Raw genomic sequence first — 24184 nt, forward strand, 5'->3', positions numbered from 1 at the left:
TCAGGGCGCGAGCAGTGGTTGCAGAGCTTGTTTAACGGCGGCGGCCATTGCGGGTTGGGCGTCGGCGTTGGGGTGGATTTGATCGTCCTGCATTAGCTCTGGATGCCCGGCAATACCTTCGAGGAAGAACGGTAGCAGAGCAACATTCATCTCATCAGCGAGTGACGCGTACAGTGCGGCAAAGCCGCTGCTGTAACGCTGTCCATAGTTGGGCGGAATTTTCATGCCGAGAAGCAGAACGCGAGCCTCTGATTGCTGACTCAGTTTGATCAGTTCTGCCAGGGTCTTGCGTATGCTGTCCAATGGATAGCCTCGCAGGCCATCGTTGCCGCCCAGCTCAAGGATGACAATATCCGGGCGATGGCTGTCGAGCAATGCTGGCAGGCGTTGTTTGCCACCGGTGGCGGTTTCTCCACTCACACTGGCGTTGATGAGCTGCACCTCATCGCCAAACTGCTGATCGAGCAGGGCTACCCAGCCCTGTTGGGAGTCCATGCCGTAGGCGGCGCTCAGGCTGTCGCCGAGTACTAACACCCGATGGGCGGTGGCAGCCTCGCTGGCCGCAGCCGCCAGGAACAAGACGACAACAAGAAATCGACGTATCAGGATAGACATGATTGAAGTAGAACGGCTTTTCAAAACGGTTCCCAGCGGTGACAGCGAGCTATGCATACTGAAAGGGATTGATCTGGAAATCAACACGGGAGAGAGCGCCGCTATTCTGGGACCGTCTGGCTCCGGTAAATCAACTCTGCTCGGGCTGCTGGCAGGGCTCGATATCCCGACCAGTGGCGATGTGAGGCTCGATGGCCAATCACTGGTTGGTATGAACGAAGACCAACGCGCCGCGCTGCGGGCGCAGAAAGTGGGCTTTGTGTTTCAATCCTTTCAGCTGCTGCCATCGCTGACGGCACTGGAAAACGTCATGCTGCCGCTGGAATTGGCAGGCGTGACGTCACCGCGTGAGCGAGCGAGAGCGCTGCTTGCGCAGGTCGAGCTGGCCCATCGCGAGCGCCACTATCCGATGCAGTTGTCTGGAGGAGAGCAACAGCGGGTAGCGATCGCCCGTGCCTTTTCTACCGAACCCGCGATCTTGTTTGCCGATGAGCCGACGGGAAATCTCGACGCCACGACCGGGGCGCATATCACCGAGTTACTGTTTACGCTTAACCGCGAGCGTGGAACGACCCTGGTGCTGGTCACCCACGAGCAGGCGCTGGCGGATCACTGTCAGCGGCGTTTCGAAATGAGCGACGGTGAGTTGCGAGAGCAGGTGGTCTGCGCGTGATGCTGGTTGTTAAGCAATTTTTCCGCGGGTGGCGGGGCGGTGAGTTTTCGCTGCTCTGGGTTGCGCTGGTGCTTGCCGTTGCCAGCGTCAGTGGGGTTGCCGGCTTTGCCGAGCGTTTAGAGGGGGCGATGCAGGACCGCAGCCGTGATTTTCTGGCGGCGGATCAGGTGCTCAGGAGCAGCCGACCCATCGACGCAGTACAACTCGACGCCGCAACGTCGGAAGGCTTGGACGTGGCGCGTATTGTCAGCTTCCGCAGTATGGTCTTTGCCGAAGAGAAAATGCTGCTCGTGGCCTTGCGTGCAGCCTCCGACAATTATCCTCTGCGCGGCGAATTAAAAGCCGCTGCGAACGTCTTCACGGACGGGGAGGCGGTGTCGAATGGGCCTGCACCGGGTGAAGTCTGGCTGGATTCCCGTGCTTTTGCCCAGCTTGGAATCTCGCCGGGGGCCAGCGTTGACGTCGGTGAACGGCAGTTGCGTGCCAGCCGTGTACTGGTTGAGGAACCGGATAGAAACAGTGCTCTGAACATCTATGGGCCGAGAGCGCTGATGAATCTGCAGGATCTTGCCAGTACCGAGGTGGTGCAAACGGGCAGTGTCGTGAACTACCGCTATCTGTTCGCCGGGGGCTCGGCAGACTTGCAGCAGTATGTTGCCGCGTTTCCGCTGGGGGTAGGACAGAAATGGCTGTCGGTAGAAGAGAACCAACCGGCTATGGCCGATACGCTTAAGCGGGCGCGCAGCTACCTCCTGCTGGCGGCCAGTTTGGCACTGGCACTGTCAGGGGCAGCAATTGCGCTGACCGCTCAGCGCTACGGTCAGCGCAATCTTGATGCCGTCGCACTCATGAAAACGCTGGGCGCGAGCCGAGCCCGAATCTTTTGGCACTACCTCTGCCAGTTACTGCTGGTTTTCTTACTGGCGGCGATGGTTGGCGGGCTGCTGGGGGAGCTGGTCCAGAATCTGCTGCTCGGCAGCCTGGCCGAGTTGGTGGATGCCGATTTGCCACCGTCTACGTTCCGCCCCTTTGTCACGGCGCTGCTGAGTGCGTTGTTTTGCCTGCTGAGCTTCGCCATGCCGCCAATTATTGAACTCAGCCGTGTGTCGCCGCTGCATGTTCTGCGGCGACGTCAGGACGCTGCTGCGGGCAGTGTCATATCGTCGCTGCTACTCGGTTTCGCTTGCATTGCGATACTGATGTTCTGGTACAGCCGCGATGTACTGTTGACTGCGGCGGTGATGCTGGGCGCGGCCCTGTTGCTGCTTCTATCCGTCGTGGTGGTTGTTCTGATGTTGGCATTGATACGTCGTGTCAGTCAGCGCCTGCCCGGCAGCGGCCAGCGTTTGGCAGTGTCCGGCATGTATCGGCGGCGCTATAGCAATGCCTTTCAGGCTGGCGGGATTGGTTTGGCGCTCATGGTCTTGTTGAGTCTGGCGATGTTGCGGCAGGTGCTGTTGAAAGACTGGCAACAGCAGTTAGCCGAGGATACGCCTAATTATTTCCTGGTGAATGTCGCTGCTCAGGAAGTGACGCCGCTGCGAGAGTTTTTTGATGAGCAGGGCGTGCGTAGCGAGGGCGTTTACCCGATGGTTCGTGGGCGGCTGATGGCGATTGATGGCCAGCCTATGGCTGAGTTGGACGAAGATCGCCGGCGCCATGAAAGCCTGGATCGCGAGCTTAATTTGAGCTGGGCGGAGGAGCTTGGTAGAGACAATACGCTGCTCGAAGGGCTGTGGTGGCCTCAGTTAGGGGCGTGGCAGAGCCGCTCGCGCCTGCCGGTTTCTGTCGAGGAAGAGCTGGCCAGTGGGCTGCGTCTGACGCTGGGCACGCCGTTACAATTTAATATTGGCGGCCAGTTGCTGGAGGCGGAAGTCAGCAGTATTCGCAGCCTTAATTGGGCAAGTATGCGGCCTAATTTCTATTTCGTGTTTCCGCCAAACAGTCTGGAAAACTTTGCCGGTAGCTATATCAGCAGTTTTTATCTGCCAGAGGAACAGCGTCAGCTCCTGGTGGATCTGCTGGCGCGATTTCCGACGATGACGCTGATTGAAGTCGGGGCCCTGCTGGAGCAGATTCAGGGCGTGGTCGGCCAACTTACCTCAGCCATTGCTGTGGTGCTCTGGTTGGTGCTGGTCTGCGCCTTGCTAATCACGGTGGCCAATGTGCAGCTCAGCTTTGCCCTGCGCAAGAAGGAAAATGCGCTGCTGCGGAGTCTTGGCGCCAGTAACCGCTTTCTGCGGCGAGTACTGCTGGGCGAGTTCGCTCTGCTGGGCGCCCTGGCGGGAACGTTGTCCGCGGTTGGCGCCAACATATGTGTGGCGGCTGTACAGTACTGGGCGCTCTCGATGTCGCCAGTGTGGTACTGGCAGATGCTGCCGATTGCCGCGCTTACCGGGGGGCTGCTGTTGGCGGGGCTGGTGTGGTTGACCAGTCGGCAGCTGCTGATCAGTTCGCCGCTGCAGTTACTTCGCAGTGAGTGACTGCAGGGAGGCGCCTTTGCTCACTGCTCGGGCGGGTAGGGTGTTGCTTCGCTGGGGAGATTCGCGATGAAGCTTGGATCGGTACACAGTCCGGCTATCATCATGCGCATCGACTTTTCCGCCTGCAGGTGCAGGTCGCGGTGATAGCCGTAGGTGTCCGCGTGGTCTAGCATCAAGGTGGTAACACCGTGAACGGCAGCCCACACCGTATGGGCAATAGACGCGACATTGTCTAATGCTCGCAGTTCGCCATTATTGAGGCCGCGTTCAACGCCCGCTCTGACTTTGTAGATCGCCTCCCGTCCTGCGGCAAACAGCTCGGGGTACTGGTTACGCGGCTGGAGCGCAGGTCCGAACATCAGGTGGAACAGCTCGGTGTGCTCGCGGGCGAATTTGACATAGGCCAGGCCGAAGTAGAGCAGGCTTTTGTCGGCACGGGGCTCATCTTGACTGGGCTTGCTCATTTCGAAGAAGCGTTTAAACCCCTCGGTGGCGAGCGCGGCGAGCAGGGCGTTTTTGTCGCGAAAGTGACGGTAAGGTGCCGTTTGCGATACGCCAATTTCTCGTGCCAGTGCACGCAAACTTAAATCGCTGACGCCATTATCCACCAGGTGCTTTTCCGCCAGCTCCATCAGTTCTTGACGAAGGTTGCCGTGGTGATAACTCGATGAGGTTTGTGTAGCCATGTGTTTACTTCTGTACCAGTGCAGTGGGCAATGTTGACAGCGATCCGCAGCCTTGTCATCTATTTTTCATGATGTCGGCGGAATTGCGTGAGAACCGTGATTAATCCCGACGTTTGCCTCAAATTTCAAGCAGGTTTCCGGCGAGTGACGTTTGATTTCGCGGTGCAATATACTCCTTCTGGCATACTGTTGAGAGTACACCGAACGAGGTAATTGCATGGATTTACAGCTAAGAGACAGAGTTTACCTGGTCGCGGCCGGAAGCCGGGGCTTGGGTTATGCCATCGGACGACAGCTGGCTCTGGCGGGAGCGCGCGTCGTGCTCGGCAGCCGCAATATTGAGGATGTTGAGGCGGCGGCCCGGCGCCTGTGTGAAGAGTGTGGCAGTGTGGTAATTGGGGCCTCGCTGGATATGAGTGATGCACAGAGTATCCAGCGTTGGGTGGCCGAGGCCGAGGAGCGCTTCGGACGAATTGACGGTGTACTGGTTAATGCTGGCGGTCCGCCGCCCGGCGGTTTCGATGATTTTGACGACGCGGCGTGGCAGGCCGCTTTTGAGCTGACCTTAATGAGTGCCGTGAGGCTGGTGCGAGAGGCCTTACCGGCATTGCGTCGCTCGGATGCGGCGTCGATCTTGATGTTGACGTCCTCATCCGTGAAGGAACCCATCGATATATTGCTGCTATCCAATGTGATGCGATCCGGTGTGAGCAGCCTCGCCAAGAGCCTGAGCCGCTCGCTGGCCGCCGAGGGTATTCGTGTCAATAATCTGATACCGGGCCAGATCTACACCGATCGCATAAAGGCGCTGGACGCCAAACTGGCGGAGACAAATGGCGTAGATGTCAGCGAGCAGCGAGCCAGCAACGAATCGCTGATCCCGCTGGGGCGCTATGGAGACCCGGAGGAGTTTGGCAAAGCCGGTGCATTCCTGTTGTCGCCCGCTGCCAGCTATATTACCGGCGCATCGCTAGTTGTAGATGGCGGCACGATGAAATCCCTGTTCTAGCGACATGCCTTGGCGGTCAGGGCGAGGGAGGAAGGTCTACTCGCTCTGCAAGGCAGAAACACTGCGCAGACCAATTTTGCTGATGCGCTTGCCATCCATCTCGGCGACGGTCCAAATCATCCCCTGCCAGTGAATATGATCGCCCAGTACCGGGCGGGCAGACAGGCGTTGAGACAGGAACTGAGCCAACTGGAGGTCGGCTTCTTCAGGGCCGACATTGAGGTTATAGAGCATGGCGAGGTCGCCGAGTCGTGCATCGGCCTGAAGAATAAAGTCGCCGAAAAAGCGCATATCCAGACCTTGCTTCGGTGCCTCGCTGAACAGCTTGCCGAGGGCAGGGAGGTCACTGTCTTTGCCGATGACACAGAGAATATCGCCAGCCAACAGCAGTGTACTGCCGCTCGGGTGCAGTAGCTGTTTGTTGCGGAAAAGCGCCGCAATACGTGTGCTGTCCGGCATATGGAGTTGACGCAGTGGTTTGCCGATATACCATTTTTCTGCCGCCAAGGTGTAGATGAACAGCTCCCACTGGCTGGCGACGTGGACTTCTAAGCCCACGCGAGATACGGGGGATGGCGATGCCGGAATGAGGACCTTAGCTCGCTGGGCCGCCCAGCCAAGGCTGCTACCCTGGAGAAGCAGCGAGATCAGCACGATGAAGAACGCGACGTTGAAATACAGCTGCGCGTGCTCCAGTCCCGCCATCATAGGGAAAATGGCCAGAATAATCGGTACGGCCCCCCGCAGGCCCACCCAGGCGACAAAGGCGCGCTCGCGGAGCTGAAAACTCCGAAAGGGCAGCAGACTAAGCATGACTGCCGAAGGGCGTGCAACGAGAATCATCCACAGGGCGAGTACCAGTCCGGGCAGGGCAATTGCCACGAGACCACTGGGGTCAATCAGCAGGCCGAGCACCAGGAACATGGCGATTTGGCTTAACCAGGCCAGGCCATCAAACATATGTAAAATGCCGTGGCGGTTTCGCACCGGACGGTTGCCCAACAACAGGCCACAGAGATAGATGGCGAGAATGCCGGACCCGCCCGAGGCGATGGTCAGTGCATAGATAATCATGCCACCGCTGACCGCGAGCAGGGGGTACAGGCCGTTGGCCAGTTCCATGCGGTTAATCAGCCGCCAAAGCAGATAGCCGCCACCGAGGCCGATTACGATACCCACGCCGAACTGCCAGAGTAGGGTGAACAGCAAACCAAGGCCTATCGGTTGGCCACTCAGCAGTAATTCGATAAGCGTAACGGTCAGGAACATCGCCATCGGATCGTTACTGCCGGACTCGATTTCCAGTGTCGCGCCAACCCGCTCGTTCAGGCCGCGTCCCCCCAGCAGAGAAAATACGGCAGCGGCATCAGTGGAGCCAACAATGGCGCCAACCAGAAGACCCTCCATCCAGCTCAAATCAAACAGATAGCTGGCTGCGAGTCCGGTGAGGGCGGCCGTTCCAACGACGCCGACGGTTGCCAGCGACAGGGCAGGCCAGAGCGCCACGCGGAAACTGGCCATGCGGGTTCGCATCCCGCCATCGAGCAGAATAACGGCCAAAGCCAGGTTGCTGATTAAATAGGCGGCCGGGAAATTGTCGAAGCGAATGCCGCCGGGGCCGTCTTCTCCGGCCAGCATGCCAACACCCAGAAAGATCAACAGAATGGGAATACCCAGCCGAGAGGAGACCGAGCTGACCAGAATGCTCGCGGCGACCAGGCTCGCGCCGACGAGAAACAGAGTGTTGATACTGGCTGTGTCCAAGCGTGGTCCTTACATGGGCGGGTGATACAGACTTGGCAATAATACCATTTGCGGTGGGCAGAAATAAAAAAGGCCGGCGAGAGCCGGCCAGCTGGAGGGTAAACCTTAAAATATTAGTTGCTGCTGTGATCGTCGATTTCGTCTTTTACTTCTTCAACGCCTTCGTTGTAGCTGTCCTTGGCATTCTCAATGCCCTGGTCCATGCTTTCGCCCATTTCTTCCATCGGTCCTTCGTTGCGGTCACAGGCCGTCAGCAGCGAGGTGCCGCCGATCCCTACGAGCAGCATCAACATGACTCTGGCAACAGCCTGCGAATTCATCAGTTTTTTCATGGCGTAAACGCTCCTTTTTTGCCTTTGACAGGCGGCAGAATTGCCGCAGAGGCCGGGCACAGAATGCTTGTACCCCGCGCGTTTAATACAGACAGCGATGTTTGTCGTGAATGCGATACAGATCCATCCTGTCTGGGGCTTGTGACTGGTTTAGCGCGTCAGTGTTCCCCAGATAATGGGAGAAGTGTGATGAACTTCTGTCTTTAAGCTATTGGTTCACAAAACGTTTGGGCATAAAAAAACCCGCTTGAAGCGGGTTTTTGGTATTCGGAGAGAGCTCAGCGCTCAAGATACTGCAGTTTGTCGGGCTTGCCTGCCCATTCCTCAGCATCCGCCGGTGCCTCTTTCATCTCGGTGATATTCGGCCATACTTCGGCCAGCTCAGCATTGAGCTCGAGGAAGACCTGCTGATCATCAGGCAGTTCATCTTCGGAGAAAATCGCCTCTACGGGGCATTCCGGTTCGCACAATGCGCAGTCAATGCACTCGTCCGGATGAATAACCAGAAAGTTCGGGCCTTCATAGAAACAGTCGACAGGACAAACTTCAACGCAATCCGTGTGCTTACACTTGATGCAATTTTCACCTACAACAAAAGTCATTTTTGTCAGCCCCTTACTCTCTGACTGTGAATCGGCAAGCGCGCATTGTAACACCAGTGAAAATTATCGGTATAGCACAAAGCCTTAACAATAATTTAGGTGTGGCTTATCGGTTTTGTGAATGATTTGCCGGTCAGATCACTTCTTGATCAGCGCTTTTAGCGCGTAAAGCTGTTCGAGTGCTTGCCTTGGTGTCAGCTCATCGGGATCGATGGTATCCAGCGTTTCTTCGACGACAGAGGGACCCGTACCGGCGAAGAGGTCTGGCTGCGGGCCACTGGTCTGGGCTACCGGCCCAATGGATTGTTTTTCCAGCGCGTTCAGTTTCTTTCTCGCCGCGTGGATGACGGGCTCTGGAATACCGGCGAGTTTGGCAACTTGTAAACCGTAGCTGCGATTGGCAGGGCCTTCTTCAAGCCGGTGGAGAAACACCACGTGATCCTGATATTCCTTTACGCCGAGGTGAACATTTGCTGCGCAGGGGTAGTTTTCCGGCAGAACGGTCAGTTCGAAGTAGTGGGTGGCAAACAGGGTAAAGGCGCGCAGCTTGTCCGCCAGTTCAATGGCACTGGCCCAGGCCAGCGACAGGCCGTCGAAGGTACTGGTGCCGCGCCCGATTTCATCCATCAATACCAAGCTGTTTTCGGTGGCGTTATGCAAGATATTGGCGGTTTCTGTCATTTCGACCATAAAGGTCGAGCGCCCGCCGGCCAGGTCATCCGAGGAACCGATACGCGTGAATATCTGATCGACAATGCTCAGGTTGGCCGCTTTGGCGGGGACGAAGCTGCCGATATGGGCGAGCAGCGTAATCAGCGCAGTTTGCCGCATATAGGTCGATTTACCCCCCATATTGGGGCCGGTAATAATCAGTGTGCGGCGCTGTGGATCGAGGTGGAGGTCGTTGGCAATGAAGGGTTCGTCCAACACGCTCTCTACCACCGGGTGGCGTCCCTGCTCAATATGCATGGTGCCGTCGTCGTTAAATTGCGGTTCACACAGATCAAGCTGAACGGCGCGTTCGGCCAGGTTACACACTACATCCAACTCACAGAGTGAGTGGGCACTGAGCTGCAGGGCACCGAGGTCGCGATTCAGGATATCTAATAGCTCGTCATACAGTGCTTTTTCCCGCGCCAGTGCCCGGCTTTTACTGCTCAGGGCCTTATCTTCGAATTCTTTCAGCTCGGGGGTAATGAAGCGCTCGGCATTCTTCAATGTCTGGCGGCGGATATACTCAACCGGTGCCTCGCCAGCCTGTCCACGGCTAATTTCGATGTAGTAACCGTGAACCCGGTTGTAGCCCACTTTCAGGCTGCTCAGGCCTGTTCGCTCGCGCTCGCGCTTTTCCATGTCCAGCAGAAAATCACCGGCATCACTGCTGAGACTGCGCAGCTCGTCCAGCTCGGCATCGTAGCCGGTGGCGATGACACCGCCATCGCGAATTACCATCGGCGGGTTGTCGATAATGGCCCGTTGCAGCAATTCAGCGAGTGAGGGGAACTGACTGATCTCGGTGGCCAGTTCGCGAAGGTGTGGCAGTTCCTGAGTACTCAATAGTTGCTGCAAACCGGGCAGGACTGCCAGCGACTGCTGCAGGCGGGAAAGGTCTCGGGGCCGTGCCGAGCGCAACGCAACGCGGGCCAGAATCCGTTCCAGGTCACCGATTTGCTTCAGTGGCTCGCGCAAGGCCTCGAAATCATAGTTGTCGATCAACGCGGCGATGCTGCCGCGTCGGGCTTCGAGTACCTCGCGGTCGCGCAGCGGACGGTGCAGCCAGCGTTTCAGCAGGCGACTACCCATTGCTGTTTGGCAGCGGTCCATTACCGAAGCAAGGGTGTTGTCGGTGCCGCCGCTGAGGTTGATATCCAGTTCGAGATTGCGACGAGTGGCCGCGTCCATCGCCACGGCACGCTCGTTGGCATCGTGTTGGAGGCGGCGAATATGAGGAAGCTCACAGCGCTGGGTATCTTTCACATACTGCAGCAGGCAGCCCGCTGCCGCGATACCGGCGGTCAAACCGTCACAGCCGAAGCCCGCGAGGTCCTGCACCGCGAAATGGCTGCACAGTTGCCGGTGGGCGGTGTCGGGCTCAAATTCCCACGGCGGCAGGGGGCGTCGTCCCGGCATGTCGGGCAGCCATTCGCCGCCGAAGTCTTCAGGAATCAACAGTTCGGCAGGGCGAAGCCGCTGCAGCTCGCTGAGCAGCGTCGCGCTGCTCCCGGGTTCCGAGACGCTGAATCGGCCGCTGCTCATATCCAGCACGGCCAGCCCTTGTCTGCCGTCCATTTCGCAACAGGCGACCAGCAGGTTGTCACGGCGCTCGTCCAGTAATGCTTCGTCACTGAGGGTGCCGGGGGTCACTATGCGGACGACTTTACGCTCTACCGGTCCCTTGCTGGTAGCGGGGTCGCCTATCTGTTCACAGATGGCTACCGATACGCCTCGTTTAACCAAGCGGGCTAGGTAGCCTTCAGCTGAATGATAGGGCACTCCGCACATGGGAATCGGCTGGCCGCCGGATTTACCGCGTGCGGTCAGGGTGATGTCCAACAAATCAGCGGCGCGTTTGGCATCGTCAAAAAACAGCTCGTAGAAGTCACCCATGCGATAAAACAGCAGCTCCTGAGGATGCTGTGCTTTGATCTTCAGGTATTGCTGCATCATTGGCGTGTGCTGAGCCAGGTCGATGCCTGCATTCATAGGTGTTCTCCGCGTTCGGGGCTGGGACAAAGTGAAACGCAAAAGTGTACGGAATGCGCGAGGTGCTGACCAGCACTCGGCCCGACACTTTTTTACGCTTGGGGATTGACAATCACACTGATGATACTGAGTATATATACAGTAATTTTGTGACCGCGATTTCGCATCTTATTCGTACAACCTTAAGGGCAGAAAAACTATGGACCCCAATAAGCAGAAGGCACTCGAATCCGCGCTGAGCCAGATCGAACGTCAATTCGGTAAAGGCTCTATCATGAAAATGGGCGACAGTTCGCGGGAAGTCATGCCTTCTGTCTCTACCGGTTCATTGGGTTTGGATATTGCCCTGGGCATCGGCGGACTGCCTTTCGGGCGCATCGTTGAAATCTACGGTCCTGAGTCTTCCGGTAAAACCACGCTGTGTCTGCAGGTGATGGCAGAAGCTCAGAAGCTGGGTAAAACCGTGGCCATTGTGGATGCCGAACATGCTCTGGACCCCCAGTATGCGGAAAAGCTGGGCGTTAATCTGGAGGATCTGCTGGTGTCGCAGCCGGATACCGGCGAGCAGGCGCTGGAAATCACTGACATGCTGGTACGTTCTGGCTCCGTTGACGTGATTGTTATCGACTCCGTTGCCGCGCTGGTGCCCAAAGCAGAGATAGAAGGGGATATGGGCGACTCCCACGTTGGTCTTCAAGCGCGCTTGATGTCTCAGGCGCTGCGTAAACTGACCGGCAGCATCAAGCAGACCAATACCCTGGTGATCTTTATCAACCAGATTCGTATGAAGATCGGTGTGATGTTCGGTAATCCCGAGACGACCTCTGGGGGTAATGCGCTGAAATTCTACGCGTCTGTGCGCATGGATATCCGTCGCACCGGCGCTGTAAAAGAAGGCGACGAAGTGGTCGGCAACGAAACTCGGGTCAAGGTGGTGAAAAACAAGGTGTCGCCGCCATTCAAACAAGCCGAGTTCCAGATTATGTACGGCCGTGGCATCTACCGCATGGGCGAAGTCATCGATCTTGGTGTAAAACTCGGGCTCGTTGACAAGTCGGGTGCCTGGTACGCTTATAAAGGCGATAAAATCGGGCAGGGTAAGGCGAATGCTGCCAAGTTCCTTAGCGAAAATCCCGAGATTGCCGCTGAGATTGAAGGCGCTATTCGTGAGCAGCTGTTGCCAAAGCCGTCGACAAAAAAGGCTGAGATTGTCGAAGAAGAGCAGTAAAAGGATAGTGATAGCGGCGGGAGTCCCCGCCGCTGGTTCAATGGACTTAGGGCATAGCGATAGTCCGCAGCTATTCTAGTTCTCAGGTTCCTCTGGCGTATCTTCAATTTGCAGGCTAAACGCGGAGCTGCTGGTCGGCTCTGGTGACGCTTCGACCGCATCTGCGGGCAATCCGCGCGTGCTCTCCAGCTTTATACGAAGTCGAAGGTTGTTTGCCGAATCGGCGTTTTTCAGGGCTTCTTCAAAACTGATTTTCCCATCTTCGTAGAGCCTGAACAGGGCGGCATCGAAGGTTTGCATCCCTAAATTTTCCGACTTCTGCATGATCTCCTTAATGCTCTCTACCTCACCTTTATGAATGGCCTGGGCGACGGTCGGAGTACCCAAGAGGATTTCGATTGCCGCACAGCGTTTGCCATCAACAGTGGGTACCAGTCGCTGAGAAACAAAGCATTTCAGATTCAGTGACAAGTCAAGAAGTAGCTGATTTCTGCGTTCTTCCGGGAAAAAGTTAATAATCCGGTCCAGTGCCTGATTGGCGTTGTTCGCATGCAGGGTAGAGATACACAAGTGTCCGGTTTCGGCAAAAGCAATGGCGTGTTCCATCGTTTCGCGATCGCGAATCTCACCAATGAGAATGACATCGGGAGCCTGGCGCAGGGTATTTTTCAGTGCCTGATGGAAACTGCGAGTATCCACACCGATTTCCCGCTGATTGACGATGCTGCGTTTATGTCGGTGAATAAACTCAATGGGGTCTTCGATAGTAATGATATGCCCACTGCTGTTGGTATTGCGGTGGTCAATCAGCGCCGCCAGCGAGGTCGACTTGCCAGAGCCTGTGGCGCCGACAAAAAGCACCAGGCCGCGCTTGGTCATGATCACATCTTTGAGGATGGGGGGGAGTCCCAGCGCATCCACATTGGGGATTTCTGTCACGATATTCCGCGCAACGATTGAAATCTCATTGCGCTGTTTGAAAATATTGACCCGGAACCGTCCGATACCCGGAATGGTATAGGCAAGGTTCATTTCCAGCTCTTGGTCAAACTCCTTCTGTTGCTCGCCATCCATGATCTCGTAGGCAATTTTGCTGATTTCACCGGGACTGAATGACTCTTTATCAAGGGGTTTGAGCTTGCCATGGAATTTGGCACAAGGAGGGGCCCCAGTACTTAAGAAAAGGTCAGAACCGCCATTTTTAGCCAATATGGTCAGGTAGTCATTGAACGTCATTGCGGGCCTTATTGTTCTTTTGGGAAGTGTTGACTGTACGGAAAGTGTCGCCCCCCAGGTAGGGGGGCGGTGTATTCTATTCGTAAAATGTGAACCTCAGGCCGTGAGCAGGAACGCGGTGTTACTTACATCACCAGTTGCACACGGTCGCTCTCGCAGCTCATGGTCGCGCCAATTTCTGTTTCTGCCAAGCCGATTCCCAACACATCGAGGAGTTGGTCGACGATCGCCATCAGAATCGGGGACAAGACCGAAGTCAGGAGCGCAGAAATCGCGTCCGTTAATGCGTTGGCAGCACTGCCTACCAGGAAGAGAAGGCCGCCAAGCAGGTTGACGCCGATGCCGTCGCCAGTGTTGTTTGGCTCGTAAAACTCCAGCTCTAAGCCGAGCAAATTATTTTCTAAACCGGAGACCAGGCTGTCAGAGTTTAGGCCCTGATAGGCATTTTCGCCGGGCTGAACACCGAACTCGGGCAGGAATTCGTCGCTGGGAGAGTTAACAAAGTTCAGTGTCTGTGAGCCGCTTAGCAGGTCGGTATCCAGCCGGAGGCCGAGCCCTCCGCCGGTAAACGCTTCGCGTGCGGCATCGGCGGGGTTGTTGGTCCAGCTGTCGCCATCCCAGTATTCAGTCCAGCAAATCAATAGGATCGTGCATTGATAGCGAATCCGTTTCGTACCCAGATCAAGTATGGGCACAGGGGTGACAGAGGGCTCTTCTTCGGCAAATGCATTTGTGGCGGCGTCAGCCATGGTGTCACCCATTCTGCCGACTTTGATACTCGCTGCTGCGGTGCTGGCAAGAGTCTCCAGGGTCTTGTCACCTTCATCGCAGTCGTATTGGGTCACGCGGCCATCACCGCCCCCTGCCTCAAGTAGTATGTCTAAACGAGGAGAGCTGAGAACTTTGATATCAAGCAGGTCTTTTTGAATGTCGCAGTAAACAACACAGCTCAGGCCTTGCAGTACGCCAACAATGTCCAGAGACAGCAAGCTGGTCAGTACGCCACTAACCCCGGTTAATAGTGGGCTGGTCAGCAAGTCTGTGAGTGTGTTCAGTGTGGCTCCGACAATGGGAAGATCCAGTGAGACAAAGGTTCTGACTTGGGCCGATCTTACATAAATCCCGTCACTGCTGTAGGGCGCCTCACTGGCAAGCTTCGGGTCGCCCACGGCAGTCAGGTTCGGTGGATCGACCACTTGTAGCTTGATGGTGGCATTGACCAGTCCGAGCAAACTGACGGGGATATCTGCCGCGATGGCTGATTTGGAATTGGCTAATTGAATACTGCCTTGCACCAGTTGCATGAGCTGCAAGCCCACGTCCAAGGCCGTATCAGGACTGGCGGTCTGTACCTGGAGCAGTTCGCCCAACGAGAGCAGGGGGGTTGCAGGCGGTATTGCGAGCTGAAGGTCTTGCAGCGCGGTGAGCGTTAATGTGCTCGCATTACCCCCGGCCTGAAGGACGTCAGCAGCAACCACCAGAAAGTCGTTAATACTCAATTGGGTATTCAGCACGCTGTCGTAGTCGCCAACGTCCAGTCCCAAGTTCAACGCCAAGGCATCCGAGTAGTTGAGGAGATTCAAGTCGGTATTGATCAAGCCGTCCCACTGGCCGACGCCGAGGTTCAGTGTTGTTCCCAGCAGACCACCCAGCACCGAGTTAAGTAAAGCTGATTGGCTGCTGTCTACTGTCAGGAGGGTACTTCTAATGTGCAGTGAGGCCAGTGGTTGGCAGGCTTCGGCAACCCCCTGAGTTCGCAGAGTTAGGGTTGTCGGGCCTGCAGTCAGAATTGAAAAGATCGATGACTGAACGGTTCTACTGAGAGTGACGCGTACCGCTTTACCCGTTTCGTCCGCGGTAAATGCCTTGAATGCTCCGTTTTCGTCGGCAGGCCCGCTGATCAGCCCGAGTTCAACTTGTACGCTACCGGTGTCACCCAAAAAGTTATTTCGATCGGCTGATAGGGTAGCTTGTGCCGCGGCTAAGCGGTCTGCTTCAGTCATGCTTTGGTCACGACAATACAGTCGCGCAGTTTCCAAGGCCGCTAAGTCAGCTTGGCTTTGAAGTGTACGTTTTTCCAGGAACAAGCGACCCGTGTCGATGGTAATGGCCAGAAACGCCAGCAGTGCAATCATCATCACCGCTGACGCAATAGCAATAACGCCCCGTTGCTCACGCGGCAGCCGGATAGTTTCAGATCGACGAACGGGTCTCATGGCGTTTACTTCTTGTCGCTAAAGCTGGTGTCCACAAAGGATTGTGGTATCGGTTGGGCGAAACTTTCTACATAGCGCTTATACGTACCCACACGTGCTTTACCACTTAAGTGCTGTTCTTTATCTGAGGCGATATCGCCTGATCGTTGGGCAGCCATCGCTTTAGCCACAGCGCTTTCTGTGCCGAAATCTTTCGTGCTTTGATCGCTGGCAAAAACTCCAGTACTGGTTAACACAGCGATTGCAAACAGTATTTTTCTCGGTTGCATACGGATTCTCCTAATTAATAACCGCTCGCTTGGCGACAGCGGGCTCGGCAAAATGGTTTGCTTTTTCAATCAAGCTTTTGAACTCTGCTTCTTGAATATCGTTATTCTCGGCCATGCGCATTGCCGTCCTGCTATCGCCGTCGAGTATGAGGCTCATGATCATATTTCTCAGCGCTACAGGGTGGCCCGGCTGAAGCTGAAGCGAGGTCATGAATTCGCGCTGAGCCGCCTTGAAGTCCTGCATGGCGAGTAAGATGAAGCCGTAGTCATTACGTATGTCGGCATTCGTGGGCGCTAGGCGGCGTGCTTTAAGCATGTGCTGGTGAGATATTTCTAGGTCGCCACGCGTTGCTAAGATTTTTGCCATACCGGCGTGGCCATAGGCCGTCATGCAGGTCAAGCTGAGCTCTCGGTAAACGTCATAAGCTTCAGAGAGCATTCCTGTTTTCCTCTGTGCTTCTGCCATCAGCCAGAGGGCGCGTGGGCTGCCAGAGTTGTCATTTTCCAAGTGAGCAAGGGCAGAGTAGTAGCTGCCTTCGTCAATAAGTTGGGCAACCAAATCGAGTTTAATGGTTTGAGGCTGGCTCAGTTTTGTCCCGCAGTCTGCCGATGTTTGGTAGTTAGTCTCTTTTACGCTCGCGCAAGCAGAGATAGCCATTACCGTTATGATGACCAGAGCGGAGCGGGTAAATGATTGGTATCTGCGCATTTCTCTTACCCTCCGTTTCCGAGCGTTGAAAGGCTCTTCACCATAGAGAGGAGTCCTGGGCCTGCAGTGAATATCAGTAGCGCAGGAAACAGGAATACCATCATTACCAGCGACATTTTTCCCGATAATTTATTGACGTATTCCTGCAGTCCCAACTTCCGGCGATTTTGCAGCAGGGTGTAAAGCTCATCGAGAGATTTGTCGATACTTCCACCGGTGATTGATTGCTGTCGTATCACAATCAAATACTCTTTAAAGCCCTCGGCGCTGCTGCTATTGATCAGCTCGTACAAGGCTTCCTCTTGGCTTTGGCCGGCTTCGATTTTGTTGACGCCCAGGGCGAGTTCCTTTGCGCAATTTGGCGCTAGCTCATGGAGCTGTTCGCATATCACCCCCATTGTTTTGGGCAGCGACAAACCAACGCGCCAAAGCATGCGTGTCGTTTGAATCAGCATCATCGTTTCTTTATCGAGTGCGTTCTGGCGATCCTCTGCGACTTTTTTAAGGATAAGGTATGCGAAGACGGCTCCTGCCAGCAGGGACCCAAATACGGCAGCTAATATCTGGCCGATATCCATACCTTTGTAGAGCGCGTAAGTGCCCCCTGCGAGTGCGGCCAGTACTATCGTGGCAGACGTCCCTCCAAGGGCGCGCAATTGTTGTGTACTGGTGAACAGGCCAGCGCGTCGTAGCAGCTGTGACAGCGACGCAATATGGGTGTTTTCTTCACGCAGCAATCGCCACGTGTCGTGTTTTCCAAATTCAAGGCGGTCGCTTGGCTCATCGTTGCTACCTGCATACGCCGTAGCAAGCAACAGCACCGGTGCTGTGCAGAGAATGAGCGCGCCAATGATAAAAAAGTAGTGCTGGGCTTCCATTGGGTGCTTCCTTATGAATCTATGGAATTAATCATTCGCCAGAGAACAAAAATACCTGTCAACTCCATAAAGCCTGCGAAATAGAGCATTTTTCTGCCGGAGCTCTGCTCCCAGACATCCAGCATCATTTCTGGGTTGGTATAGAACATATAGCCGCCGATCAAAATAGGTAGAACGGCCAATACCACGGCGGTGAAACGCGTTTCGCCAGTCATTGCGCTCAATTCACGCTTACCGCTTTCTTCCAAGCGCAGTATTCCCACGATATCGTCGAGAATAGTGCGGATGCTCCCGCCGTACTGCTCGTTAATACGTATCGCTGTAGCAAGAACGTTGAACTCGTGCAGTTTGGTGTTTTGTGCTTCTCGCTCGAATGCCTGATGGAGCTCGTAGCCCATGTGTACACGACGAACTACCCGGCGCATTACGGTACCAAGGGGGCGCTCAAGCGTTTCAACGGAGTCGGCAAACGCATTTTCAACCGAGATACCTGCGGAGAGCCGCCGAGTTACCTGATTGATAAATGATGGCAGCTGCTCGAGCATTTTTGCTCGACGTTTGTTTCCCAGAACTTTTATTGCGAGGAACAGTACGGCGATTGTTGATACAAATATCAGCAACGCGATTTGCATCGGAAAAAGTGCGAAGCCGAGGAGTGAAGCCGCGACCGCACACGCCAGCGCACCGTAGATCGCCATTGGCGGTAGCTCAACGCCATTCCCTGCCAGGTAATCGACGACAAAAGTTGGCACGCCATCTCGCTTGGTATTGATACCGACATCCGTCGTTTTCGCCGGTTCTTCAACGTTAACGAGCAGTAGCAATACGAAGGCCAGCCCAACTACAAGACCTACAAGCGCGATCCAAAACCAGAACATAGGTGCCGCCCCTATACCGTTTTTACTACATCATCAAGCAGGGGGATTTCAGTGCTGTCAGGACATCGTTCCAATTTGCCATTGGTCGGATTCAGCGCAAAAATCTCCTTTAAGGCCACGCCGTCTTTTGTTCCGTTGAGTTCGCATATTTGCAGAACGCAGCGGTGACCATTGGCGAGCCTGCCGATATGCACGATCATGTCCAGTGCGCTGCCGATCATCTTCAAGATCAGCTCACTCGAGCCTTTGAAACCCGACATGCCGACCATCATTTCAAGGCGGGTCACGGCGTCCTGGGCGGAGTTCGCATGGACGGTACTCATAGAGCCTGCGTGTCCGGTATTCATGGCTTGCAGCATATCGACGACTTCAGCACCACGACTTTCGCCAACGATAATCCGGTCCGGACGCATCCGCAGCGCGTTTTTAACCAGTTCTCCCGGACTGACGAGTCCGACTCCCTCGTTGTTGGCCGGGCGGGTTTCGAGTCTGACCACGTGAGTGTTTCGCAGCTGAAGCTCTGCGGCATCCTCAATCGTGACGATTCGCTCACCCGCGGGAATGTACTGGCTGAGAATATTGAGCAGGGTGGTCTTACCTGAGCCGGTTGCACCACTGATCAGCAGGTTCTTACGATTGCCTACGGACTTCGTTAAAAAATCCAGTGCTTCTTGGGTAATTGAGCCGCCAGCCAGCAGCTCTTCGGCTGTCAGCGGATCTTTTCTGAATTTTCGAATCGAAAGGCAGGGACCGTCCAATGCCAAAGGAGGAACAATGGCGTTAATACGGCTGCCGTCCGCCAAGCGGCCGTCCACGATCGGGCTGGATTCATCAATGCGCCGCCCTAATGGAGAGATCATCCGGCGAATAACACGCAGCACGTGTCTGTCGTCCAGAAAGCGGATCGAAGACTGCTCCAGCACACCCCGGCGTTCGACAAACACTCTGCGCGGACCATTAATCAGAATATCGTTGATTTCCGGATCCTCGAGCAATACTTGCAGTGGGCCGTAACCGATAATTTCGTCGAGCAGCTCTTTCTCGAGATTCTCAAAGCGAGTGCGGTCGATGATCACTTCATATATACGGCAATACTGGCGTATATAGGCCGCGATAGCCTCTTCGAGTTTTTTCGAGTCGTCGTCGTAGATGATATTGTCATCTTCGATACGGTCGATCACGAAGCGGTGAAGAGAGGCCTTGAGGCTCTCGTAGTCATCGTTCGGTGATGGCGTTTGGTTAACGGCTTGTCTGCGCTCTTTCATTCGCATCTACGGGCTCCCGTGCCTTAGTTGGCAAAACCGACGTCTGATTTTCTGGTTTTACTTGATGCACGATTTACCGCCTCTTTATCCATATCGCGGAACAGCATATCCGTGAACGACGGAGCGTAGTTGCTGTAGGTTTCCCCGGGTAATTCAGGGAGCTCTGCATCTTTAGCAATTGGCTTGACCAAGTGTGGGGTAACGATCATCAACAGCTCTTTGTCTTCCTGCTCGAAGCGTGTTGAGCGGAAGAGGGCGCCGAGAATGGGGATATCTCCCAGTCCGGGCAAGCGATCAGCGTTTGCAAAGGTACTCCGGCTGATCAAACCACTGATGATGAAGCTTTCGCCCGGTGCGAGCTGGATAGAGGTGTCGGTTCGACGAACATTAAGTGATGGAACGGATACGCCACTGGCCTGGACGCCGCTGGTGAAATCCAAGTCGCTGACTTCAGGAGCAACTTTCAGCATGATGCTGTCTTCGCTCAATACAGTGGGAGTGAGTTGAAGCCGAACGCCGAATTGTTTGTACTCAATCTGAACTCGTCCATCTCGGTTTGATACCGGATACGGAAATTCACCACCCGCCAGGAATGTTGCCGTTTGCCCGGAAAGGCTGACCAGTGAGGGTTGCGCCAGTGTGTAAGCATAGCCATTGCGCGACAAGGCGTTGATCGCGGCTTTGAAATTACCGGTATCATGGCCAACCAAGATCGAGGAAGAAGTGCCGCTATTTGTGGTGTACCCGATCAGTTGACCAAGAGGAGTGGGGTCGAGAATCGATAGCAAGCTGCTTGAACCACCGGCTGCTGATGTATCGCCGCCTACATATGAGAGCGCAGTACCAATTTGTTTCAATTCCGAACGGCTGAATTCAACAATTCGAATATCGGTCTGGACTTGGATGGCACCAGTTTGATAGGTGTTGTCCAGCGAGGTAGGGCCGCCAGCAGTCAGCAGGCGGTCATGCTGCTCAAGAGACTGGGTTTGACCTTCCAGACTGACAAATCCGCCGCTGGCGTCTACGGCAACCCCATTGCGGGCATTAGCGGGCAGGGATGGAATGACATCGATCTTGAATTCGGTCGGCTCACGTCCGCCTTGCCATAGTAATAACGACGTAGAGCCGGCTTGTTTTGCGGTGATTAAGAATTCTCTGGAGTTGAGAACTTTCAGTGTCGCGATTTCCGGCCGACCAATGGCGCTGCGCTTTACACTGTACTTTGTTGTGAGCATCTGCTGCTCGCCAGCTTCCAGTCGCAATGTTTTGAACGGGGCCGCACTAGCCGCCGATATCAGGCTAAACAGTAGGGCAATGATCGCTCCCTGTTTCATGACAGATACTCCATATCGATAGTCGATTCGACGCATTATTGGCTCACCCGAATGGTTTCAACTTTGTCGCCGTTATATACATAAACAGATTTCGGTGGTGGTGCAGGCTTGAAGCCGGTAACCGCGCGCATGAGAGTTGCTTTGTCTTCGGCAGCGTCCTCAGGAAGTTGCTCGCCTTCTTCTAGCGCTAATACGTCGGCTTCACCGATTGCCGACAGGCGAAGGTCACCATTGTGCTCGGCCAACACGAGAATATTGATATCGTCGATAGCCACTTCGAGTACCGCTGATCGACTGCGCTTGCCGGTATCCTTGTTAGCCGCTTTGTTATCGCCTTCGGTGCTCATCTGGCTTTCGCCTTCAATCTCTGCACCGTAGGCAATCAGGCGGATATTACGCAGAACGCGCCGAGCCATACTTTTGTCGTTGGTTTCCTTGCTCGCCCGACTGTTGAAAATGACATCAACGTAGTCACCGGGCTTGAGGAAGCCACCGGTACCAATCACTTCGTCGACTTTCACTGCGATGGCGCGATGCCCCGGACGAATTTGCGTGGCGAGTTCACTATCGTCCTCGAAGTCTGTCGTGCGTATGACTGCGCCTTTGAAAATATCGCGCTCGCTGCGTCGATTGATGAGTTCGGCAGGGGTGTTGAAACTGCCTTCGACGGTGATGGCGTAGGGCACCTGCATCAGATCTTCTTCGGTGAGCTGCTCACCTTTGCGGATGTCCCGAGTCGCGATCATTAGCTTTTGGGCGTAAGTGTATGAATCGGCAGCCGTTGCCGCTGACTGACGTTGCACTTGCCGCTGGGCATCCTCCTGACTGATGCGATAGCCAATAACGCCCATAACAACTGCGCTGATGATAAGCAGTGCCGCGATGATTTTCAGAGTCCTTGCTTGCATGGGTATATCCCTTAAAGCATTTGATATCAAAGTGATTTTTGGGTTGTTCAAGCTGCGCAGTGCCAGCTTATGTCACACTATTTGTCCCTGATGCTAGATTGTGTGACCTTGTGTCGATATAGGGGGTCGTACGTATACTTCCCTGTAAACGTGCTCTGTGTCACATGCGTAAGCTGGCAATGCCAACCAGCCTTTCCGGTAGGTCTGGGATTTCGCCTATGAGAGGTAAATTGATGCCGTTTAGCAAAGGCGCGGCACCGAGCCTAACCTTACACAACATCTCTACATTACAAGAGAAAAAGTCGTCAGCCGAAATGGCTTCACTGACGACGGATGCAGAGAGCCAGTCTAGTGATTGCTGCACTTGCGCAGTTACAACGGGCTTTAGTTCTGCTTCTGTACATGTTGATGCTGCGCACTCAGCAGCTAATGCAGCACGGAGTGCATCTTCTGCTGCGTAGGTGAAGCTTTGCATCATCAAAAATGCCGTTCCGTAACAAATGATGCCGTAGATAATGGCGAAAAATGCAGGGAAGATAAGGGCGAACTCAATGGCTACCACTCCTTTTTGTTGCTGTGGTGCTATTTTGGCTAGAGTGTTCAGCATTTCTAAATCCCTATTCGAGCGTTGAGAGCTTCCCGCTTCGCTACTCTCGATCAAAGTTGGAGGAACTGGAGCGTCTCGTAGTACACTGCGCCTAAGAAGATGGCCGTTCCAATTGGCACGCCAAGGTCGGCTTTCCCACCTCTCTTATTGCTTCTGCCTATTGTTTGCACTTTTAGTTTTTGAATGAGTACGAGTGAAATAACCCCCGTCGAAAAGGCAAACAACATTTGCATTGTGCTCCATGCTGGAGCGAGCGCTAAAAGTAGTTTTACATCGCCTCCCCCGAGGACGCCTTTCATGTATCCCGGTAAACATATGCATAGCGCGACGGCAATATTCAACAATAGCTGCCCAAGCTTTACGTCAGTAAAGACACATAGGGCTATAGATAACGCCGCAATGGCGACGTTAATGCAGTTGGGAATCCGTCTGTACTGCCAATCAGACCACGCCACCATTGCCAGAATGGGAATAAGGATGGCGGTCATGGCCTGGTTGTATTGGCAGGCGGCTTTATGCTCCGCTTGGGTTTTGCACGTTGCTGCTGATTGCGGTGAAGACGCCAGTAAGATCCAATGCCACTACGGCGGCGTATATCGCGCCGACGAGTACGGCAGCCATTACGGCATACTCAATAGCACTGGCTCCGCGCTCGTCACTTGCCAGCTGTACTACACGATCTTTAATTTGTTTCAACATCATGGGCTCTCCATTGATAAAATTAGGCAGGCCGATGCATAGAGGACATCCTGTCGACCATGTGTGTAATGTCGTACTTGCACAGATTAAAGGAAATAGGTATTTGCCGTAGTGAGACTAAAATTGCCAATAATGGGTAGCGTCTGTGCACTCTGACTCTTCTATAAAAGAACAAAAGGTGTTGATACGCAAGAAGGCGATGGATCTTTTAGCCCGTCGTGAGCACAGTTTTTATGAGCTGTATCGCAAACTGCGTGTTCGATATCCCGATGAAGGCCTTGAGGGCCTGCTGGAGGAGGCCATTCAGCGCCTGGCTGACGAGGGCTTGCAGTCTGATGAGCGATTTGCTGAAAGCTATCTTCGCCTTAGGGTTGGGGCAGGGTTCGGGCCTCAGCGAATACGCATGGAGTTGCGTGACAGGGGGATAGAAGACGGTCTGATAAGTCGGGTTGTTGAACACAGCGGTGAAGATTGGCTGCTGCGGGCCTGTGAGGTTTATGAGAAAAAATTTGGCAATGATCCGGTGAATGAGCGCCGTGAACTGGCAAAGCGCCAGCGGTTTTTGCATTATCGTGGCTTTAGCCCGGAGTTGATCCGTCAGGTCGTGGACGGATGAGCACTGTCATGGTCAACATGGCGAAAAGGGCTCCATTTGTTTTAAAGGACTGCGTTTATATGAAGAAGTTAATCATTGCCCTGTTACTTTCCTGCGGTGTTGTTCAGGCTCAGGCAAGCGAGGGACTCAATAGCGATGGTATTCAGGCATTGGCGGACCAGTTGTCGCTGAATGAGGCGCAGCGTGAAAAGGTGAATGTGCTCATTTTGCGTTACGCAGAGCAGGCGGCAGCCCTGCAGAAGGAAAGTGTGGCACTGCGCCAACAGATGCAGGCTCTCCCTTTGACTGAGCTTAGTCGGGATACTATCAAACAGCTTAGTCAGCGCGCTGGGTCCGTGGCAGCAAGACACACCGGTGCTGTGCTTCAGACCCAATTAGAGTTTTACAAAGTGCTCAATGCGTCTCAAAAGGCGGAATATGCTGAGTTGCGCAAGCAGGGGAAGGCTAAGAGCAACAAATAGCCCCCCGCCTGTA

24 protein-coding genes are annotated in these 24184 nt (G+C 54.7%); 6 read left to right on the plus strand and 18 right to left on the minus strand.

What is annotated here, in order from left to right; translation table 11 throughout:
- Positions 1 to 615 carry an arylesterase gene (locus AC5DB9_RS03505; protein WP_272994311.1) on the minus strand — a complete coding sequence of 205 codons (615 nt, stop codon included), beginning with the start codon at positions 613 to 615 and terminating at the stop codon, positions 1 to 3.
- Here AC5DB9_RS03505 and AC5DB9_RS03510 point away from each other — a divergent pair.
- Both AC5DB9_RS03510 and AC5DB9_RS03515 read left to right on the plus strand, forming a co-directional pair.
- Complete coding sequence (locus tag AC5DB9_RS03510; RefSeq protein ID WP_272994312.1) at positions 614 to 1288, plus strand: ABC transporter ATP-binding protein; 675 nt, start codon at positions 614 to 616, stop codon at positions 1286 to 1288. The genes AC5DB9_RS03505 and AC5DB9_RS03510 overlap by 2 nt on opposite strands.
- Positions 1288 to 3771 carry an ABC transporter permease gene (locus AC5DB9_RS03515; RefSeq protein WP_272994337.1) on the plus strand — a complete coding sequence of 828 codons (2484 nt, stop codon included), beginning with the start codon at positions 1288 to 1290 and terminating at the stop codon, positions 3769 to 3771. The genes AC5DB9_RS03510 and AC5DB9_RS03515 overlap by 1 nt, the downstream gene beginning before the upstream one ends.
- A gap of 20 nt (positions 3772 to 3791) precedes the next feature.
- Here the strand turns inward: AC5DB9_RS03515 and AC5DB9_RS03520 are convergent, their stop codons facing one another.
- On the minus strand, positions 3792 to 4457 hold the full coding sequence (locus AC5DB9_RS03520; RefSeq protein WP_022960031.1) for a TetR/AcrR family transcriptional regulator: 666 nt from the start codon (positions 4455 to 4457) through the stop codon (positions 3792 to 3794).
- Between the two features lie 217 nt (positions 4458 to 4674).
- Here AC5DB9_RS03520 and AC5DB9_RS03525 point away from each other — a divergent pair, with 217 nt between their 5' ends.
- Entirely contained in the window at positions 4675 to 5466 is a 792-nt protein-coding gene (locus AC5DB9_RS03525; protein ID WP_272994314.1) for an SDR family oxidoreductase, read from the plus strand.
- A 36-nt stretch (positions 5467 to 5502) separates the two neighbouring features.
- Here AC5DB9_RS03525 and AC5DB9_RS03530 read toward each other — a convergent pair whose 3' ends face one another.
- The 4 genes from AC5DB9_RS03530 to mutS form a co-directional block, all read right to left on the minus strand.
- Complete coding sequence (locus AC5DB9_RS03530) at positions 5503 to 7230, minus strand: potassium/proton antiporter (protein ID WP_272994316.1); 1728 nt, start codon at positions 7228 to 7230, stop codon at positions 5503 to 5505.
- A 113-nt stretch (positions 7231 to 7343) separates the two neighbouring features.
- Entirely contained in the window at positions 7344 to 7562 is a 219-nt protein-coding gene (locus tag AC5DB9_RS03535) for a hypothetical protein (protein WP_022960034.1), read from the minus strand.
- A gap of 278 nt (positions 7563 to 7840) precedes the next feature.
- Positions 7841 to 8164 (minus strand): ferredoxin FdxA, encoded by a 324-nt coding sequence (fdxA, locus tag AC5DB9_RS03540; protein WP_022960035.1) that lies wholly within the window; start codon positions 8162 to 8164, stop codon positions 7841 to 7843.
- Positions 8165 to 8302: 138 nt separating this feature from the next.
- Positions 8303 to 10867, minus strand: a complete 2565-nt coding sequence (gene mutS, locus AC5DB9_RS03545) for a DNA mismatch repair protein MutS (RefSeq protein ID WP_272994319.1) — start codon at positions 10865 to 10867, stop codon at positions 8303 to 8305.
- Positions 10868 to 11066: 199 nt separating this feature from the next.
- On the opposite strand from mutS, the gene recA reads away from it, so the two are divergent.
- Positions 11067 to 12095, plus strand: coding sequence for a recombinase RecA (recA, locus tag AC5DB9_RS03550; protein WP_272994320.1), 1029 nt, complete (start codon positions 11067 to 11069; stop codon positions 12093 to 12095).
- A gap of 75 nt (positions 12096 to 12170) precedes the next feature.
- Here the strand turns inward: recA and AC5DB9_RS03555 are convergent, their stop codons facing one another.
- The 12 genes from AC5DB9_RS03555 to AC5DB9_RS03610 all read right to left on the minus strand — a co-directional run bounded on the left by AC5DB9_RS03555 (position 12171) and on the right by AC5DB9_RS03610 (position 23097).
- The gene (locus tag AC5DB9_RS03555) at positions 12171 to 13331 is read right to left on the minus strand and encodes a PilT/PilU family type 4a pilus ATPase (RefSeq protein ID WP_272994321.1); all 1161 of its coding nucleotides are present in this window, start codon (positions 13329 to 13331) and stop codon (positions 12171 to 12173) included.
- A 125-nt stretch (positions 13332 to 13456) separates the two neighbouring features.
- Positions 13457 to 15547 (minus strand): pilus assembly protein TadG-related protein, encoded by a 2091-nt coding sequence (locus tag AC5DB9_RS03560; RefSeq protein ID WP_272994322.1) that lies wholly within the window; start codon positions 15545 to 15547, stop codon positions 13457 to 13459.
- Between the two features lie 5 nt (positions 15548 to 15552).
- Positions 15553 to 15816 (minus strand): DUF3613 domain-containing protein, encoded by a 264-nt coding sequence (locus tag AC5DB9_RS03565; protein ID WP_022960040.1) that lies wholly within the window; start codon positions 15814 to 15816, stop codon positions 15553 to 15555.
- A gap of 10 nt (positions 15817 to 15826) precedes the next feature.
- Positions 15827 to 16525 (minus strand): hypothetical protein, encoded by a 699-nt coding sequence (locus AC5DB9_RS03570; RefSeq protein ID WP_022960041.1) that lies wholly within the window; start codon positions 16523 to 16525, stop codon positions 15827 to 15829.
- 5 nt (positions 16526 to 16530) lie between these two features.
- The gene (locus tag AC5DB9_RS03575; RefSeq protein ID WP_022960042.1) at positions 16531 to 17403 is read right to left on the minus strand and encodes a type II secretion system F family protein; all 873 of its coding nucleotides are present in this window, start codon (positions 17401 to 17403) and stop codon (positions 16531 to 16533) included.
- An 11-nt stretch (positions 17404 to 17414) separates the two neighbouring features.
- Positions 17415 to 18281: a type II secretion system F family protein gene (locus tag AC5DB9_RS03580; protein ID WP_022960043.1), complete on the minus strand. Its 867-nt coding sequence runs from the start codon at positions 18279 to 18281 to the stop codon at positions 17415 to 17417.
- An 11-nt stretch (positions 18282 to 18292) separates the two neighbouring features.
- Positions 18293 to 19552, minus strand: coding sequence for a TadA family conjugal transfer-associated ATPase (locus tag AC5DB9_RS03585; protein ID WP_273034337.1), 1260 nt, complete (start codon positions 19550 to 19552; stop codon positions 18293 to 18295).
- A 17-nt stretch (positions 19553 to 19569) separates the two neighbouring features.
- Positions 19570 to 20880, minus strand: coding sequence for a type II and III secretion system protein family protein (locus tag AC5DB9_RS03590; RefSeq protein ID WP_272994326.1), 1311 nt, complete (start codon positions 20878 to 20880; stop codon positions 19570 to 19572).
- A 35-nt stretch (positions 20881 to 20915) separates the two neighbouring features.
- A complete protein-coding gene (gene cpaB, locus AC5DB9_RS03595; RefSeq protein ID WP_272994328.1) occupies positions 20916 to 21788 on the minus strand; it encodes a Flp pilus assembly protein CpaB in 873 nt (290 codons plus the stop codon).
- Positions 21789 to 21948: 160 nt separating this feature from the next.
- Positions 21949 to 22395, minus strand: a complete 447-nt coding sequence (locus tag AC5DB9_RS03600; protein ID WP_272994330.1) for a TadE/TadG family type IV pilus assembly protein — start codon at positions 22393 to 22395, stop codon at positions 21949 to 21951.
- Between the two features lie 50 nt (positions 22396 to 22445).
- Positions 22446 to 22883, minus strand: coding sequence for an A24 family peptidase (locus AC5DB9_RS03605; protein ID WP_353744106.1), 438 nt, complete (start codon positions 22881 to 22883; stop codon positions 22446 to 22448).
- A gap of 25 nt (positions 22884 to 22908) precedes the next feature.
- Positions 22909 to 23097, minus strand: coding sequence for a Flp family type IVb pilin (locus AC5DB9_RS03610; RefSeq protein WP_286845625.1), 189 nt, complete (start codon positions 23095 to 23097; stop codon positions 22909 to 22911).
- 175 nt (positions 23098 to 23272) lie between these two features.
- Between AC5DB9_RS03610 and AC5DB9_RS03615 the strand changes: the two genes are divergently transcribed.
- A complete protein-coding gene (locus AC5DB9_RS03615; RefSeq protein ID WP_022960050.1) occupies positions 23273 to 23710 on the plus strand; it encodes a regulatory protein RecX in 438 nt (145 codons plus the stop codon).
- Positions 23707 to 24171: a Spy/CpxP family protein refolding chaperone gene (locus tag AC5DB9_RS03620; protein WP_022960051.1), complete on the plus strand. Its 465-nt coding sequence runs from the start codon at positions 23707 to 23709 to the stop codon at positions 24169 to 24171. Before AC5DB9_RS03615 ends, AC5DB9_RS03620 begins: the two co-directional genes overlap by 4 nt.
- Positions 24172 to 24184 lie beyond the last annotated feature (13 nt).

Source organism: Spongiibacter sp. (assembly GCF_984394615.1).